This is a genomic window from Nannocystis pusilla, from assembly GCF_020073745.1.
GTDB classification, from domain to species: domain Bacteria; phylum Myxococcota_A; class Polyangia; order Nannocystales; family Nannocystaceae; genus Nannocystis; species Nannocystis radixulma.
On sequence record NZ_JAIRAU010000015.1, the window covers coordinates 121,809 to 137,732 of the forward strand.

The window sequence follows — 15,924 nt, forward strand, 5'->3', positions numbered from 1 at the left end:
ATCTGATACCCATCCGGTCATGCTCCGCACCCGCCCCACAGCGCTGCCCTCCAGCCTCACCCTCGTGCTCCTGCTCGCCGGTTGCGCCGGCAAGGGCGCCGACTCGGCGACTCCGAGCGGCGGCGAGAATGTGGCCCAAGAGACAGCTCCGCAGAAGCCCGCGATCAATTTCGAGAACCCCGGCGGGATGTGGATGCCCGGGCAGATGACCGCCCACGCCGAGACGCTGAAGAGCCTCGGGCTCGCGTACGACCCGGCCGCGCTGACCGACCCGACGGCGTTCCCGCTCGGCGCGATCGTCAGCCTCGGCGGCTGCTCGGCCTCGTTCGTGTCGCCCGAGGGCCTGATCGTCACCAACCACCACTGTGTGACGCGCTACCTGCAGGCCAACTCGACGCCGGAGAACAACCTGCTCGACAACGGCTTCCTGGCCAAGACCCGCGCCGACGAGAAGTCGGGCGGACCGGCGGCGCGGGTGTTCGTGACGACGGCGTTCACCGACGTCAGCGACAAGGTGCTCGGCGGGCTCGAGGGCCTGGCGGACGACAAGCGGGCCGGGCAGATCGAGGATCGCCGCAAGCAGCTGGTCGGGGCCTGCGAGGGCGGCCGCACCGGCGTGCGCTGCACGGTGGCGAGCTTCTACGAGGGGGCGCAGTTCTTCCAGATCGAGCAGACCGAGCTCCGCGACGTGCGCCTGGTGTACGCGCCGCACGAGGGCATCGGCGTGTTCGGCGGCGACATCGACAACTGGCGCTGGCCGCGGCACACCGGCGACTTCTCGTTCCTGCGCGCGTACGTCGGCAAGGACGGCGCGCCGGCCGACTTCTCGCCGGAGAACGTGCCGTACAAGCCGAAGCACTTCCTGAAGGTTGCGACCGACAAGGCGACCGAGGGCAGCCTGGTGATGGTGGCCGGCTACCCGGGCCGCACGCAGCGGCTCAAGACGGCGGCCGAGGCGCAGCAGGCGGCCGACTGGTACTACAGCCGCCAGATCCAGCTGTACGAGGAGCTGATCGCGGTGATGGAGGGCGTGGGCAAGCAGGACCCCAAGGCGGTGATCGCCGGGGCGTCGCGCCTGCGCGGGCTCAACAACTACCTGCTCAACTTCCGCGGCATGCGCGACGGCCTGGTCAAGGGCGGGGTCGCGGCCGACAAGGCCCGCATCGAGGGCGAGCTGCAGAAGTGGATCGAGGGCGACGAGGCGCGCAAGGCCAAGTACGGCGACGTGCTGGCGCAGATGGCGGCGCTGACCGGCGAGAAGGCGAAGACGCGCGAGCGCGACGCGGCCCACGACGAGCTGGTGCGCGGCTCGCTGCTGCTGTCGGCGGCCGACACGATCGTGCGCCTGGCCGACGAGCGGGCCAAGCCCGACGAGCAGCGCAGGCTGGGGATGCAGTCGCGCGACGAGCGTGACCTCGAGCAGTCGATGCAGGCGCTGCAGGCCAACTACCACCCGGACCTCGACCGCGCGGTGTTCCGCCTGTACCTGCAGCGCGCGGCCAAGCTGCCCGAGGCCGACCGCCCCGAGGTGCTGACGACGATCGTCGGCAAGAAGGGCACGATCACCGACAACGACATCGACCGGGCGCTCGACAAGCTCTACAAGGGCACCAAGCTCGGCGACGCGGTGGTCCGCCTCGAGGCGCTGCGGGCGTCGAGCGCGAAGACGGTGAAGGCCAGCACCGACCCGTTCATCAAGTTGGCGGCCAAGCTCAAGCCGATCGTCGACGAGCACAAGAAACAGGGCGAGGCCGCGACCGGGGCGATGGTCGCGCTGCGCCCGCGCTACATCGAGGCGCTGCGCGCCTACCACAACGGCTCGCTGGCGCCCGACGCCAACTCGACGCTGCGCGTGACGTTCGGGACGATCCGCGGCTACTCGCCGAGCGCCGGGGCGGCGGTCTACAAGCCGTTCACGAGCGTGTCGGAGATGGTCAAGAAGAACACCGGCGAGGAGCCGTTCGCGGCCCCGAAGGCGGCCCTCGACGCGATCGCGGCGCGCAAGTTCGGGCCCTACACGGCCCCGGAGGTCGGCGAGGTGCCGGTCAACTTCCTCGCCGACCTCGACATCACCGGCGGCAACTCGGGCTCGGCGACGCTCAACGCCAAGGGCGAGCTCACCGGCCTGGTGTTCGACGGCAACATCGAGGCGATGGCCAGCGACTGGGTGTTCATGCCGCCGATCACCCGCTCGATCCACGTCGACATCCGCTACGTGCTGTGGGTGATGGACGCGGTCGACGGCGCCGACCACCTGCTCACCGAGCTCGGCGTGACGCCGTCGATCTGAGCGGCGCCTGAGCGCGACACGGCGACCCCGGGGGCGCGGCTCCCGGGGTCGTTCGTCTTTGCTCGCCTCGCTCGAGGGCGGTCAGGACGGCCTCGGGGGCGGGTTGGCCGGGCTGGCCGTCGGCGCCGAAGTAGGCGACGCCGCCCTCGCCGAGCGCGAGGTAGCCGAGGAAGCGGCCGCGCGGGCAGGCGAGCGCGGGCACGGGCAGGCGCTCGCCGTCGAAGCCGCGGCCGCAGGCGTGGAGCAGGTCGGGCAGGACGACGACGGCGACGAACAACGGCAAGATGTCCGCAGGGACAGATCGGGCGGCGGCGGCGAGCGCGTCCTGGATCGCGGCGAAGTAGTCGTCGGCGGCGAGAGCGGGCTCGAAGGTGACGAGGCGCGCGCCGGCCCGGGCGAGCGCAGCGGTGACCTGCGGGTGGACGTCGAGGTACCGGCGCACCAGCGAGGGCCCGACGTGGGTGCCCAGATCGAGGACGAGCGGGTCCATACCTGCTTGTAACAGACGGGGACGGCTTGTCGACCGGCGCGCGAGCGGCCTATCGTCGTGCTGCCATGGACCTCCGCCTCGTCTGCCCCCGAGTCACCCAGGAGACGCTGGCGCGCGAGTGCGCGGAGCTCGGGGGGGCGCGCGGCGATACGCTGATGGTGCACGCGTCGCTGCGCGCGGTCGGCGAGGTGCTCGGCGGCCCGGACGCGCTGATCGAAGCGATCCTCGCGGCGGTCGGGCCGGACGGGACGATGATGATGTACGTCGGCTCGCCGTCGCCGCTCGACGACACCGGCCGCGGGATCTACTCGGCCGCCGACGAGGCGTTCATCGCCGAGCACTGCCCGCCGTTCGACCCGTACCGCACGCGGGCGAACCGCGAGTTCGGGGCGCTGGCCGAGTTCTTCCGCGGTCACCCGCGCGCCCGCTGCAGCGCGAACGCGGGCATGCGCATGGCGGCGGTGGGGGCCCGCGCCGACCTGCTGACCCGCGAGCACGCGGCGAACTACGGGATGGGCGCGGGCTCGCCGCTCGAGCGCCTGTGCCAGGCGGGCGGCAAGCTGCTGCTGCTCGGGTCCGACCCCGACAACACGACGCTGCTGCACTACGCCGAGGCGGTGGCGCCGATCGAGGGCAAGCGCGTGGCCCGGGTGCGGGTGCCCGTGCTCGCCGACGGGGCCCGCGTGTGGCTCGACGTCGAGGAGTTCGACAGCGCGAACGGGATCAAGGACTGGCCGGAGCGGTTCTTCGCCGACATCGTCGAGCGCTTCGTCGCCGCCGGCCACGCGCGCAGCGGGCCGATCGGGGCGGCGCACAGCCACCTGATCCCGGCGCAGGCGCTGGTCGACTACGCGGTGCCGATCATGGTGGCGACGGCGGCACATGAACCCACGGGCATGTCGTGAAGGACATTCCCATGGGGACATGATATGAAGGGCATGTCGTGGAAGACATGCCCTTTTGGACAAGTCAATCGCGCGGGCCGGAGACGCCGCCGGCGCGCCGGGGGTCGGCGACGCCGTAGCTCTCGCCGGTCTCGGGGAACAGGACGGCGATCTGGGCGGCGCCGAGCTTGAACACGAGGTCGAACGAGTAGCCGAGCCTGCGCAGCGGCTCGAGGGTGTCGAGCATGAGGCCCGGCTCGATGCCGGTGACGGCGGTGGCGCTGCCGCTCTGGAGGGTGAGGCGCGGGGCGGTGACGGCCTCGTCGAGGGTCATGCCGTGATCGACGAGGTCGAGGGTGAGCGACAGCATGGTGCTGATGATCGTCGCCCCGCCGGCGGCGCCGTAGGCGGCGATCGGCTCGCCGTCGGCGAACAGCAGGGTCGGCGCCATGCTGCTGATCGGGCGCTTGTTCGGGCCGGGGTCGTTGGCGCCGGGGTCGAGCGCGGCGGGGTCGTCGCTGACGGTCGGGCGGTGGTTGAAGTTGCCGAGCGAGTCGTTGAGCATGAAGCCGTAGCCGGGGACCATCAGGCCGGAGCCCCAGGCCGACGAGATCGTGCTGGTCCAGCTGACCATGTTGCCCTTGCCGTCGATGACGTTGAAGTGCGTGGTGTGGCCGGTGCCGCGCCCCTCGCCGGTGACCGGGGCGACCATGCCTGTGGGCCTGAAGGTCGGATCGAAGGGGCGCGGATCGCCGGCGACGACCTGGGGCATCCGCCTGCCGAGCTGGATCGTCTCGGAGCGCAGCTGCAGGTACGCGTCCGACAGCAGGCCGGCGAGCGGGATCCGGGCGACGTCCGGATCGCCGAGCCACAGCCCGCGATCGGCGTAGGCCTGCCGCATGGCCTCCTGCATGAGGTTCAAGGTCTGGCTGCTCATGGGCCCGAGCTCCTCGCCGCCGATCGAGAAGCGCTCGAGGACGCCGAGCATCTGCAGCAGGGCGACCCCGCCGGACGAGGGCGGCGGCGCGGTGACGACGGTGTAGTCGCGGTAGGTGCGGACCAGCGGGTCGCGGATCACGACGTCGTAGTTCTTGAGGTCCTCGCAGGTCATGCGGCCGACGCCGTCGGGGTTGACCTCGCGCGTGGCCATCTGCGCCTCGACGATCGCGTTGGCGATCCCGGCGCTGTCGGAGCAGTCGTAGAAGACCGAGGGGCCGCGCTCGCCGATGAGCCGCAGGGTGCGGGCGAGGTCGGGCTGGACCAACTCGCCGCCGTCGACCAGCGGGGTGTCGTCGGGGCGGAAGACGTTGCGCGCCTCGTCGTAGGCGGCGGCGCCGATCTCGTGATCGAGCCGGCCGCCGCGGATGTCCTCGGCGAGCATGGGGTGCACGGGGACGCCGTGCTCGGCGGCCGCGAGCGCGGGCGCGAGGGCCTCCTCGACGCTGATCGTGCCCCACTTGTGCAGGGCGGCGGCGATGCCCTTGAGGGTGCCGGGGACGCCGACGATGTAGCCCGACGAGCCGCGCACCTCGGGGTCGGGCTGGCTGACGAACATGTCGGGAGCGGCGGCCGCGGGGGCTTTCTCGGAGGCGTCGATGACGTAGGTCCGATCGTCGTCGGCGATGTAGATCATGATGAAGCCGCCGCCGCCGAGGCCGGAGGCCTGTGCCTCGACGACGTTGAGCATGAACTGGACGGCGGCCGCCGCGTCGACGGCGTTGCCGCCGGTCGCGAGGACGCGGCTGCCGGCGTCGGCGGCGGCCTGCGAGCTGGCCGTGACGACGCCGTTGGTGAAGCCGCCGGGGGGGCTGCCCTCGTCGTCGTCGGGGCCGGCGGGCAGGCGGGCGTCGCCGACGGGGACGCGCTCGCGCTCGGGCTTGCAGCCGCCGGTGACCGCGAGGGCGATGGCGAAGATCGCAACGTGCTGGTTCATGATCGTCACGCTCCCGGCCGAGCTCGTGCTCGACCTCATCGTGCAGTGCACTTCGGACATGCACGCGAGGCGAGAGCGCGACAACGTCGGTGCGCGTGCGGCCGCGATCGCGCGGGCGCACGGGCCCACGGCGGCGCTCCGGAGACACGGCGGCGCGGCAGCCGACGCGAGCGCGACGAGGTCGGGCTCGCAGCAGCGATCGAGCGCGCGACGTCAGGGCATGCGGGTCACCGGCGGCGGGACCCAGTCGCCCCTCAGGACAGGTTCTTTGGGCCAGTAGAGGCGCATGATGAGGTTGAAGCCGCCGGCCGGGGCGGGCAGCCAGTTGGCCTCCTTGGCCTTGCCCGGCGATCCCTGCTGGATGTAGATGTCGAGCGAGCCGTCCTTGTTGCGCTTCATCTTGCTGCGGTCGCCGAGGGCGTAGCGATCGAGCGGGTTGTCGACGAAGAACTGCTGCTGGTCGTACATGGTGACCGACCAGAAGCCTTCGACGGGCGGGGTCTCTCCCTTGTCGAAGTGCAGCACGTAGCGGTTGGCGCCGTGCAGCGGCTCGCCGTCGCCGTCGACGTGGGTGGCGGGATAGAGGGCGTCCTGCGGCAGGTTGGCCCCGAGCCCGATCTCGGCGACGAGGGCCCGCAGGTCGTAGTCGGTGCCGTACTGGCCGAGGTCGCCGACGAGCCGCCAGCCGTTGACCTTCTCGCCGGGCAGGTCCCTGGCGGCGGCCACGAGCTTGGCTCGCGCGTTGTCGACGCCCTCGCGCAGCGCGAGCGTCTCCGCCGGGCCGAGCGCGGCGGGGGTCCACAGCGAGCCGGGGAGGATCTTGAGCTCGCGCATCTTCTCGACCATCGCTGCGTCGGCGGCGCTGGGCGGGTTCTCGGGCAGGAGCTCGGCGAGCCGGGCGAAGAACTGCTCGGGCGGCATGCTCGCGACCTGCACCACCGGCGGGGTGGCGATGTCGACGCCGGTGGTCAGGGGCGGCGGCTCGGGGACGGCCGCCATCGGACCCCACGCGCTCAGCGGGACGAGCTTGAACTGATCCTGCAGCTTGTGGACGGCGAGGGTGTCGAGCTTGCTGGTGACCTCGGTGCGCCCGATGAGCCACACCATGTCGGTCGGCGCGCGCAATTCGACGAGGCCCTCGGGCAGCTGGCCCTGCCAGCCCGGTCCGACGATGGCGTAGCGCTGGGCCCTGTTGCCGGTGGTGCGCGTGCCCGGCGAGGCGAACACGTTGGTCCACCCGTCGAGCAGCGGCATGAGCCAGTAGCGCTTGCCCATGTCGGGCAGGCTCAACACGAGCGGCTCCTTGGCGAGGTCGAGCCAGGCCGAGGAATAGAGGGTGTCGGCGTTGGGGCTGACGACGTCGCGGAACGACGCGTCCGGGAAGGCGCGCATGTGCTGGAAGGTGTTGACCGGGGTCTGCGCGGTCATGACCTGGCGCGTGAGGTCCATGATCACGAGCGGGTAGGCGAAGGTGTAGACCTGCTCGACGACCCGCCGCAGCTGCGGATCGGCGACGGGCTCGGGCTCGGGCTCAGGCGGCGGGGGCTCGGGGATCCGCTCGACCGGGGCGCGGACCTCCTGCGCCGGAGCGACGGCGACGCGCTCTCCGCGTTGACAGGCGAGCGAGAGCACGGCGAGGGAGAGGACGCGGACGGGCGAGCGGCGACGGGCGAGCGTGGGCATCGGCCGGCAAGCTGAGCGAGGCTGGTCGCGGCGCAAGCGGGCTCGACGCGGCGCTGTGACCCGGCGCGCGGGCGTCGTGGCGCGGATGTCCCATGGGACACTTGACGGCGACGGCGGGTTCGCGCGAGAGGGAAGATGTCTCGAGAGACGTGTCGGTCAGCGCGCCGGCCTGGGCGTGGTGAGGCGAGGGGCTCGGAGGACATGTTCGAATGGACATGTCCTCTGTGCCATGGCTCGCGGCGGCCGGGCAGGCCCCGGCGCCGCGTCACTCGACTTCGCGGTACGCGAGCGCGAGCTCGCAGAACGGGTCGAGGTAGAGCGCGCGGTCGAAGCACTCGCGGGCGTTGTCGGCGGCGCCCATGCCGGTCAAGATGGCGCCGCGGTAGGCGTGCAGGATCGCCAGGCCGGGGTTGATGCTCTCGGCGTAGTCGAGCAGCTCGAGCGAGTTCTGGCCGATCTCGGGGTCGCCGCCGCTGGCGCGATAGCGGGCGAAGGCCAGGTGGGCGTGCAGGTCGGCGGTGTCGAAGCCGGTGTTGTACGCGTCCTCGAACAGGGCGACGGCCGTGTCGTAGTCGCCCTCGCGCATGGCGATCTCGGCCTCGGCGTAGCGCTGGACGGCGTAGCTGGCCGCGCCGCCGTCGCCGCCGGAGCCGTCGTCGTTGGGGCCGACGAAGGTGTTCTCGCCGCTGCCGAGCATCGGCTCGTCGGCGTAGCCGGCGTCGTCGCCGAGCTCGCCGAGGTCGTCGAGCGGCTCGAGCTCCTCGGCCTCGCCGTCGTCGACGTCGGCGAGGTCGCCGATCGCCGCCGCGAGGTCGCCGGAGACGTTGGGATCGCCGAGGTCGTCGAGGTCGACGGCCACGGAGAGGTCGCGGGGGAGGTCGACGTCGTCCGCCAGGGCGGCGCCGCCGAGGTCGTCGCCGAGGTCGTCGCCGAGACCCTCGGCGAGGTCGGCGAGGTCGTCGCCGAGGTCGAGGCCGTCGAGGTCGTCGAGGTCGGGCAGGGGCTCGTCGCCGTCGCCGAGCAGGAGGTCGTCGTCGACGCCGGCGAGCAGGTCGTCGGCGTCGGGCGCGACGGCGGCGGCGAGATCCGCGAGCGAGCCGAGGCCGCTGTCGCCGGGGAGCGAGGCGAGGCCGCTGTCGCCGGTGAGCTCGCCGAGGTCGCCGAGAACACCTGGCTCTTCGGGCAGGTCGGAGACGGCCTCGGGGGCGAGGCTGATCGGCGCCAGCGAGGGCGGCGGCTCGGCGTCGAGGTCGCCGCCGGCGAGGTCGGCGAGGCCGTCGTCGGGGTCGGCCGCGAAGACGGCGGGGACGTCGGCGGCGAGCGCGGGCGCCTCGTCGGCCGGGGCGTCCTCGTCCGCGTCCTCGTCCTCGTCCTCGATCATCTCGTCGTCGAGCTCCTCGATGTCCTCGAGCGGCTCGTCGGCGTCGCCGAGGGGGTCGTCGCCGAGCGGTGCGTCGCCGAGGGGGTCGTCGCCGAGCGGTGCGCCGAGGGGGTCGGCGCCGAGAGGGTCGGCGCCGAGAGGGTCGGCGCCGAGGGGGTCGTCGCCGAGAGGGTCGTCGCCGAGAGGGTCGTCGCCGAGCGGTGCGTCGCCGAGGGGGTCGGCGCCGAGGGGATCGTCGCCGAGCAGGTCGTCGGGATCGGGGAGGTCGTCGGGCAGCTCGGGGTCGTCGAGCAGGGCGATCGCGGCGGAGGTGTGCGAGACGGCGGCCGACTCGATCGGCGGCTCGACGACGGGCTTGTCCTTGCGCAGCAGCGAGGCGAGGCCGGGCGCCGGCCCGAGCTTGTGCTTGCCGCTGTCCGCCCGCGGGGCCTCGACGACCGGCGCGAGCGGCTCGGGCCCGGGCGGCTCGGCGGCGGGCTCGGAGGGGGCGTGCAGATCGCTGAAGTCGGTCTCGTCGTCGAAGGACTCCGGCGGCTCCGGGAGCGGGGCCGGGGCCGCCGCAGGCGCGGGCGCGGGTCGGGCGAGGTCGCGGGCCGGGACGCCCTGGAGCTTGGCTCGCAGGTTGCGCGGGTCGGTGACGATGCTCTCGTCGACGTTGAGGCCGCGGAACATCTCCTCGTCCTCGGTCGGGAGGATCGGGATCCGCGGGTTCTTGCTCGAGGAGGCGCCGAGGTCGATCGGGAGGCGGCTCGGCAGCGGGGTGTCCTCGTACTCGCCGATGGTCGACAGGACCTCGAAGTTGGGCGCTAGCTGGTCTTCGGGCAATGTCGGCGGGGACAGGTTGGGGCGCAGGGGGGGCAGCCGGCGCGTCGACTTGGTGTCGAGCGGCTCGACGACGCCGGCGCTGATGAGGCCGAGCAGCAGGGTCGAGAGCTGCGGGACCTCGAGATCTGGCCTTCGGGACAGCAGCTCGTCGGTCGTGCGGCTGCCGTCGATGCAGCGCAGGAAGTACAGCTCCTCGGGCAAGAGCTCGAGGCCGGCGGCGTCGCCGTTCCACTTCGGGCTCTGGGTCGGGTACTTGTCGGCCCACGGGCGCAGGGCCTCGCGCGCGCGCTCGTCGGTGAAGCGCTCCTGGATCGCGGCGAGGATCAGCGCCTCGGTGGTGCCGGCCGGCGGGTTGCCGGTGATGCCCGGCTCGGCCCCGGGCTTGAACTGGAACCGGCCCTCGTCCCAGGCGAAGATCTCGAACAGCTTGCGCCGCAGCTGCTCCTCGAGGCCGTAGCGCAGGTTCAGCTCCGAGAGGATGCCCATCTCGACCAGCAGCTCGCCCTGCTTCTTGCCGGTGCGCCGGATCGCCTCGAGCGTGTTGTCGCACTGCTCCTGGGTGATGAGGCCGTGATCGGTGAGGATCTGGCCGAGGAACTCGGTGGCGAGGTTGCTGCGTACGACGGTCGGCCGGCCGTCGACGAAGAACACGACCTTCTTCGTGTCCCCGCTCATCAGGTACAGGCTGCCGGTGATGCCGGCGCCGGCGATGTCGCGCAGCAGGCTGGAGAACGGCACGCGCTTGAGCGAGCCCTTGGTCGGGAACCCGAGATCGGTGTCAGCGGAGGTCATGCGCGAGAGCCCTGGAGCCGAGCGGGCCAACGATACCCCGGCAGCCACAAGCCGGGCAGCCCGGTCCGCGAGGGGTCTGCGCCTGAATCGGGCGCCGGACGAGGCGCCCACGGCTGCGTGGAGGCACTGTCACGTTCTGCGCTGTTTGCGCGGGGTGGCGGCGCAATGCGCTGCGCAGATCTGCCCGGGCGCGGGGTCGGCGGCGGGGCGGTCAGGCGCCGGCGTCGTGGAGCGGCAGGCGGATCACGACGGCGGCGCCGCCGAGCTCGCTGTCCTCGACCCGGACCTCGCCGTTGTGGTCGAGCACGACCTTCTTGACGATCGCCAGGCCGAGGCCGGTGCCCTCCTTGCGTGTCGACTCGTAGGGCTCGAACACCCGCTCGCGCCGCTCGGGCTCGATGCCCGGGCCGTTGTCGTCGACCCGCAGCTCGACGAACCCGGGCTCGCCCGCGGCCGGGCGCGCGGCCACGCGGACGTGGACCGGGCCGCGCTGCCGCTGCGAGAGCACGGCGTTCTCGACCAGGTTGACCAGGCACTGCTTGAGCAGCTGGCGGTCGCCGAGGATGACGAGCGCCGGCGCGGCCGGGATGACCTCGAGGACATCCGACTCGCGCTCGGTGAGGTGGCCGTAGGCGCGCTCGAACTCGGCGAGGATCCGCGCGACCACGGTCGGCTCGAGCTGGGCCTCGGGGACGCGGGCGAAGCGCGAGAAGCTGGTGACCATGCGCCGCAGCGACTCGATCTCGTCCTCGACGATCTCGACGGAGGAGCGGAGCAGGCGCGAGAAGTTCTCGTCGGTGCCGGGGTCCTTCTCGCGCAGCTGCTGGGCGGCCAGCTGGATCGGGGTCAGCGGGTTCTTGATCTCGTGGGCGATCCGCCGCGCCATCTCCTGCCAGGCGCCGACCCGCTGCAGGTACGACAGCTTGCGCTGGGCCGAGGCGAGCTCGTCGAGCATGCCGTTGAAGGCGGCGCCGAGCTGGCCGAGCTCGTCGTTGCCGAGGTCGGGCACGCGCGCGAGCAGGTCGCCGGCGGCGACCTGCAGCATGGCGTCGCTGAGCATGCTCAGCTTGCGCGTGGTGGCCCGCGCGAGCAGGAAGCCGGCGATGAAGGCGACCATCAGCACGAGCGCGCTGGCGGCCCCGATCGCGCGGTAGACGGCCCGCTCGAGCTCGCCGCGATCGACGACGTTGCCGTCGACGGTGACGTAGTCGAGGCCGCGCTTGATCGCGCCGAGCGACTGGTAGTCGCGGTCGAGCGCGGGGTCGAGGGCGAAGATGGCCTCGAGGCCGCCCTGTTCGATGGGACCTGTCGGAGAGGACATGTTCAATGGGACGGCGCGGATCGGGACCCAGATCCGCGCGCCCTCGTCCTCGGGCAGGAGGGCGTGGCGCTCGGCGAGGGCGCTGTGCGGGCCCGAGGCCTTGAGCTCGACGAGGTCGGGCTCGCGGCGCAGCAGCTCGTGCAGCAGCTGGCGCAGGGCGGCCGGGTCGTCGGAGTCGAGCTCGCCGCGGGCGGCGGCCAGCTCGAGCTCGCGGGCCATGGCGTCGAGGCGGGCGCGGTAGGTCTCCTTGCGCGCCTTGACGTAGCCGTCGTAGAAGGGCAGCGCGAGGGCGACGGCGTCGTCGCTCTTCTGCGTGGCCGAGCCGACGATGCCCTCGAAGTACTGGACGGTGAGGGCGACGAGGTAGGCGGAGGCGCCGACGCAGAGGATCCCGAGGCAGACGAGCGCCGTGATCACGCGCGACTCGAGGCGACCCCACCACGGCACGCGCGGAGCGGCGACGATCCGCTGGCCGATCCGGGTCATGCGGATCCGCGAGAGGTCGCTCGGCCGCGAGTCGGGGACGGAGGTGCGGGCGAGCGAGCCGAACGGGCGCAGCGGGGCGTCGGCGGTCGACCGGTGGGCGGCCGAGGGCGGGCGGGCGACGTCGTGGGCGGTCGAGCGCGGGCGCGGCTCGGCGAGGGGCCGGCGGACGGGGGCGTCGTGCGGGGCGGACCTCGGCTCGGCCGACGCCGGCGGGCGCGGGCCGCCGGGCGGGGCCTCCGCCGGCCGCGGGGCGTCGTCGTCGCTCTTGCCGCGCTGACTCATGACGACACCAGATAGAAGCCCGGGACGGTTTTTATTGCGAAGGTCTGCTCGGCGCTCTGGGTGGCGCGGACGAAGATGCCGACCCACCGCGAGAACACCGAGAGGTCGCGGCCCTGGCCGCGATCCCACTCGTCGCCCGACTGCGGGGCGAGCAGGTCGCGGTCGATCGGGTTGCGCTGGCCGACGACGGTGGCGAAGTAGGTGTTGTCGGCGCCGCGCTGGAGGCCGCTGACGCGGGCGACGCGGACGCGGTCGAGGGTGGTGGCGCGGGCGATGGCCTCGTCGCGCCCGGTGTAGTAACGGACCTGCGCGGCCCGGCCCGGATCGCTCGTGGTGACCACGTAGCGCTCTTTCCACGGGTTGTACTGGATCTTGACGACGCGCGAGCGCTGGTCGACCGGGGCGCTGTGGCCGGCGCGGTAGACGACGATCTCGAACACGAGGGTGGTGGCGAACGCCGACTCGAGCGAGGCCATGGCGTCGTCGTCGCGCGTGGGCAGCAGCTCGGGCATGGCGACGGTCATGAGCACGCCGTCGCCGACCTCCTCGAACTTGGCCCGGCGGTTGCGCAGCAGCTCGAGGCCGCTGGCGCCGAGCAGCGGCAGCGAGAGGCCGGCGAGGAGGAGGGCGCGCCGTCTCACAGCGGGGTCCTCCGCAGGACGTTGCCGACGGTGAACTCGAGCGCGCCGACGACGGTCTCGAGGCGCAGGCCGAAGTTGGCGTTGAAGCCGAGCGGGGCGGCCCACTCGCCGGCGGCGCGCCAGCGGGCCCGCTCGGCCGGGTCGCCGGCGAAGGTGAAGATGCCGGTCGACCACATGAGGTAGCCGGCCTTGATCCCGCGCACGCGGTTGCGCTGGAACAGCGGCCACACGTACTCGAGGTCGAAGCGGGCGAACAACGACCCGAGGACGCGCCGGTCCATGCCGGTATTGAAGACGTCGACCGGACTGCGGGTGGTGTAGATGAGACCCAGCTCGCGTCCGGGGGTCCAGTCGCTGAGATCACCGGCGAAGAAGCGCTCGAACCGCGGGGCCCTGCCGGCGATCTGGCCGGCGACGACGCTCGGGGTGATCCAGTGGCCCCAGGGCAGGCGGAAGCTGTAGGCGGCGCCGGCGACCAGCTTGATGTACTCGTACTGGCTGCCGACCAGGGGCGAGCTGAGCTGGAGGTCGAGGGCGACGCGCGCGCCCTTGCCGAGCCGCGCGGCCTCGTCGCGGCCGTCGTAATTGAGGCCGAAGTTGAACGAGGTCAGGCGGTGGACGCCGGGCAGGAGCTCGAGGTCGATCGCGGTGGTCTCGCCGATCGGCGAGGTGTAGGTCGGGCCCGCGGGGAGCTGGGCGCCGACGCGCTCGAAGCGGTAGTCGAGGCCGAACACCAGGCGGTTGCCGGCGTTGAAGGTGGTCCCGAGGATGCCGCCGATCCGGCCGTAGTCGACGGTGCGGAACAGGGCCGGGTCGGGGTCCTCGAGGCGCCCGGCGATCCGATACGGCTCGCTGGCGGAGGTGACGTAGACGGTGCCGGCGAGGCCGAACCGCGAGCCGCGCAGGCGCGGGGCGGCGAGGTGGAGGCGGAACGCCTGCTGCCGCCGGCTGCGCGGGACCTGCCGCGGCAGGCTGCCCCACACGAAGCCGCCGCCGAGGTGCAGGCCGCGGCCGAGGAAGTTGCGCTCGAGCGCCTGTACGCCGCCGCGGAAGGGGGTGAAGCGAGATGTCCCGAGGTACAGGTCGGTGACCTCGAGCGAGCTGCGCTCCTCGACCTCGACGGTGAGGGTGACGCTGCCCGGATCGCCGGCGAGCGGCCGCAGACGCAGGGTGACGCGCTCGAAGGCGTCGGTCTGCAGCAGGCGCACGCGGGCCCGCTGGACCCGCGCGTCCTCGGGCCACAGCAGCGCGGTGCCCTGGCGCAGGCCCTCGCCGGCGAGGATCTCGACGACCCGCGCGCTCGGGGTCTGTTCGGTGCCGCGGACCTCGAGCGCGGCGATCGTGACGCTGCGCCGCTCCTGCGCGGCCGCGGTGGGTGTCGAGCTCGCGGGTGCCGCGGCGGTCCGGGCGCTTGCGCCGGAATTTGTCGCCGCTGCAGGGGTCGCAGGCGGGCTCGCCGCTGCGGTCCGCGGCAGAACCCCTGCCGCGACGAGCCCCCACGCGAGGCCGTGTGACCACCGACACGGAAACGACCGCCGGGAGCGGCGGCCTTCGCGAGCGTCGGGGGCCTGCATGGGCCGCGAGTGTAACGCAACGCCCGCCCGCGCCGCGCCGTTGTCCGCTAGACTGAGGGCCGTGGAGGGCCGCAAGCTCGTCGTCTACATCGAGGACAACCCGAGCAACTTCGCTCTGGCGCGCAAGATCCTCGAGCTGTCGGGCGTGTACGAGGTCATCGGCGCCAAGGACGGGGTGTCCGGCCTGGCCCTGGTGCGCGACCGGCGACCCGACGTGGTCCTCCTCGACCTCGACCTCCCGGGGATCAGCGGGATCGAGGTGGTCCAGCGGATCCGCGCGACGCCCGACATCGCCGGCACGCCGGTCCTGGCCGTCACCGCCAGCGTGATGAAGCGGGAGCGCCGGCAGGCGATGGACGCCGGCTGCGACCGCTTCATCGAGAAGCCGTTCGACATCCACGAGCTGCGCAGCCAGGTCGACGAGGTCGCGGCGATCCAGCGCTGAGGCTGTCCGAACGGGCAGGTCCGTCGGGGCAGGTCCGGGAGGACATGGGCGGGCGGGCATGTCCCCGCGGACATGCCCGAAGGGTCAGCGCGAGCGGGCGGCCAGCAGCTCGCCGAGGGCCGCCAGCTGCTCGGGGGTGTTGACGCCGGCGACCTCGTCGGCGGGGACGCGCAGGGTGTGCACGCCGCGTCCGGCCGCGCGGGCCACCAGGTCGGTCAGGTAGATCTCGCCCTGGGCGTTGGCCCGCCCGAGACCCGGCAGCTCGTGGCGCAGCAGGTCGGCGCTGGCACAGTAGACGCCGGCGTTGCACTCCCGCACGGCCCGCGTGGCCGCGTCGGCGTCGCGCTCCTCGACGATCGCCCGGATCCGCCCGTGGTCGTCGCGGACGATCCGGCCGTAGCCGTGCGGGTCCGCCGGCTCGAAGGTGGCGAGCGCCAGGCCGGCGCCGCTGGTTGCGCAGGCGTCGACGAGGGTGGCGAGGGTGGCAGGACGCAGCAGCGGGACGTCACCGCTGAGGATCAGGACGGGGCCGTCGTGGTCGCCGATCGCGGGCAGTGCGCACTGGACCGCGTGGCCCGTGCCGAGCTGCTGCGGCTGGAGGACGAAGCGGAGGCCGGTGAACACGGGCCCGAGGGCCGCCTCGACCTGCTCGGCCCCGTGACCGACGACGACGACGATGCCGGCGACGCCGGCCGCCCGCGCGCTGCGGACGACGTGAGCCGCCAGCGGCTCGCCGGCCAGCAGGTGCAGGACCTTGGGCAGGTCGCTGCGCATCCGGGTGCCCTTGCCGGCGGCGAGGATGACGGCGAGCGGGCGAGGGGTGGCGGTGACGGGGTCCGATGGCACGCGCGGCGGACGTTAGCAAAATCGCCGCCGACCTGGCGTTCGGGTCAGCTC

At 72.9% G+C, this 15,924-nt stretch carries 11 protein-coding genes; 3 read left to right on the plus strand and 8 right to left on the minus strand.

What is annotated here, in order from left to right; all coding sequences use genetic code 11:
- Positions 1-19 precede the first annotated feature (19 nt).
- A complete protein-coding gene (locus K7C98_RS13865; RefSeq protein WP_224192115.1) occupies positions 20-2,290 on the plus strand; it encodes a S46 family peptidase in 2,271 nt (756 codons plus the stop codon).
- Here the strand turns inward: K7C98_RS13865 and K7C98_RS13870 are convergent.
- Positions 2,259-2,780: a hypothetical protein gene (locus K7C98_RS13870; RefSeq protein WP_224192116.1), complete on the minus strand. Its 522-nt coding sequence runs from the start codon at positions 2,778-2,780 to the stop codon at positions 2,259-2,261. The two genes, K7C98_RS13865 and K7C98_RS13870, sit on opposite strands and share 32 nt — an antisense overlap.
- 65 nt (positions 2,781-2,845) lie before the next feature.
- Here K7C98_RS13870 and aac(3) point away from each other — a divergent pair, with 65 nt between their 5' ends.
- Complete coding sequence (gene aac(3) / locus K7C98_RS13875; protein WP_224192117.1) at positions 2,846-3,685, plus strand: aminoglycoside 3-N-acetyltransferase; 840 nt, start codon at positions 2,846-2,848, stop codon at positions 3,683-3,685.
- Positions 3,686-3,749: 64 nt separating this feature from the next.
- Here the strand turns inward: aac(3) and ggt are convergent, their stop codons facing one another.
- The 6 genes from ggt to K7C98_RS13905 all read right to left on the minus strand — a co-directional run bounded on the left by ggt (position 3,750) and on the right by K7C98_RS13905 (position 14,582).
- Positions 3,750-5,597, minus strand: coding sequence for a gamma-glutamyltransferase (gene ggt, locus K7C98_RS13880; protein ID WP_224192118.1), 1,848 nt, complete (start codon positions 5,595-5,597; stop codon positions 3,750-3,752).
- Between the two features lie 213 nt (positions 5,598-5,810).
- Positions 5,811-7,280, minus strand: a complete 1,470-nt coding sequence (locus K7C98_RS13885) for a DUF1254 domain-containing protein (protein ID WP_224192119.1) — start codon at positions 7,278-7,280, stop codon at positions 5,811-5,813.
- Positions 7,281-7,545: 265 nt separating this feature from the next.
- Positions 7,546-10,278 (minus strand): DUF4388 domain-containing protein, encoded by a 2,733-nt coding sequence (locus K7C98_RS13890; protein WP_224192120.1) that lies wholly within the window; start codon positions 10,276-10,278, stop codon positions 7,546-7,548.
- A 211-nt stretch (positions 10,279-10,489) separates the two neighbouring features.
- Positions 10,490-12,367 carry a sensor histidine kinase gene (locus K7C98_RS13895; protein ID WP_224192121.1) on the minus strand — a complete coding sequence of 626 codons (1,878 nt, stop codon included), beginning with the start codon at positions 12,365-12,367 and terminating at the stop codon, positions 10,490-10,492.
- The gene (locus K7C98_RS13900; protein WP_224192122.1) at positions 12,364-13,008 is read right to left on the minus strand and encodes a DUF4390 domain-containing protein; all 645 of its coding nucleotides are present in this window, start codon (positions 13,006-13,008) and stop codon (positions 12,364-12,366) included. Before K7C98_RS13900 ends, K7C98_RS13895 begins: the two co-directional genes overlap by 4 nt.
- Positions 13,005-14,582 (minus strand): BamA/TamA family outer membrane protein, encoded by a 1,578-nt coding sequence (locus tag K7C98_RS13905; protein ID WP_224192123.1) that lies wholly within the window; start codon positions 14,580-14,582, stop codon positions 13,005-13,007. Before K7C98_RS13905 ends, K7C98_RS13900 begins: the two co-directional genes overlap by 4 nt.
- A gap of 61 nt (positions 14,583-14,643) precedes the next feature.
- On the opposite strand from K7C98_RS13905, the gene K7C98_RS13910 reads away from it, so the two are divergent.
- Positions 14,644-15,027 carry a response regulator gene (locus K7C98_RS13910; protein WP_224192124.1) on the plus strand — a complete coding sequence of 128 codons (384 nt, stop codon included), beginning with the start codon at positions 14,644-14,646 and terminating at the stop codon, positions 15,025-15,027.
- Positions 15,028-15,111: 84 nt separating this feature from the next.
- On the opposite strand, the gene K7C98_RS13915 is transcribed toward K7C98_RS13910, so the two are convergent.
- Positions 15,112-15,873: an NTP transferase domain-containing protein gene (locus K7C98_RS13915; protein ID WP_224192125.1), complete on the minus strand. Its 762-nt coding sequence runs from the start codon at positions 15,871-15,873 to the stop codon at positions 15,112-15,114.
- Positions 15,874-15,924: the final 51 nt, after the last annotated feature.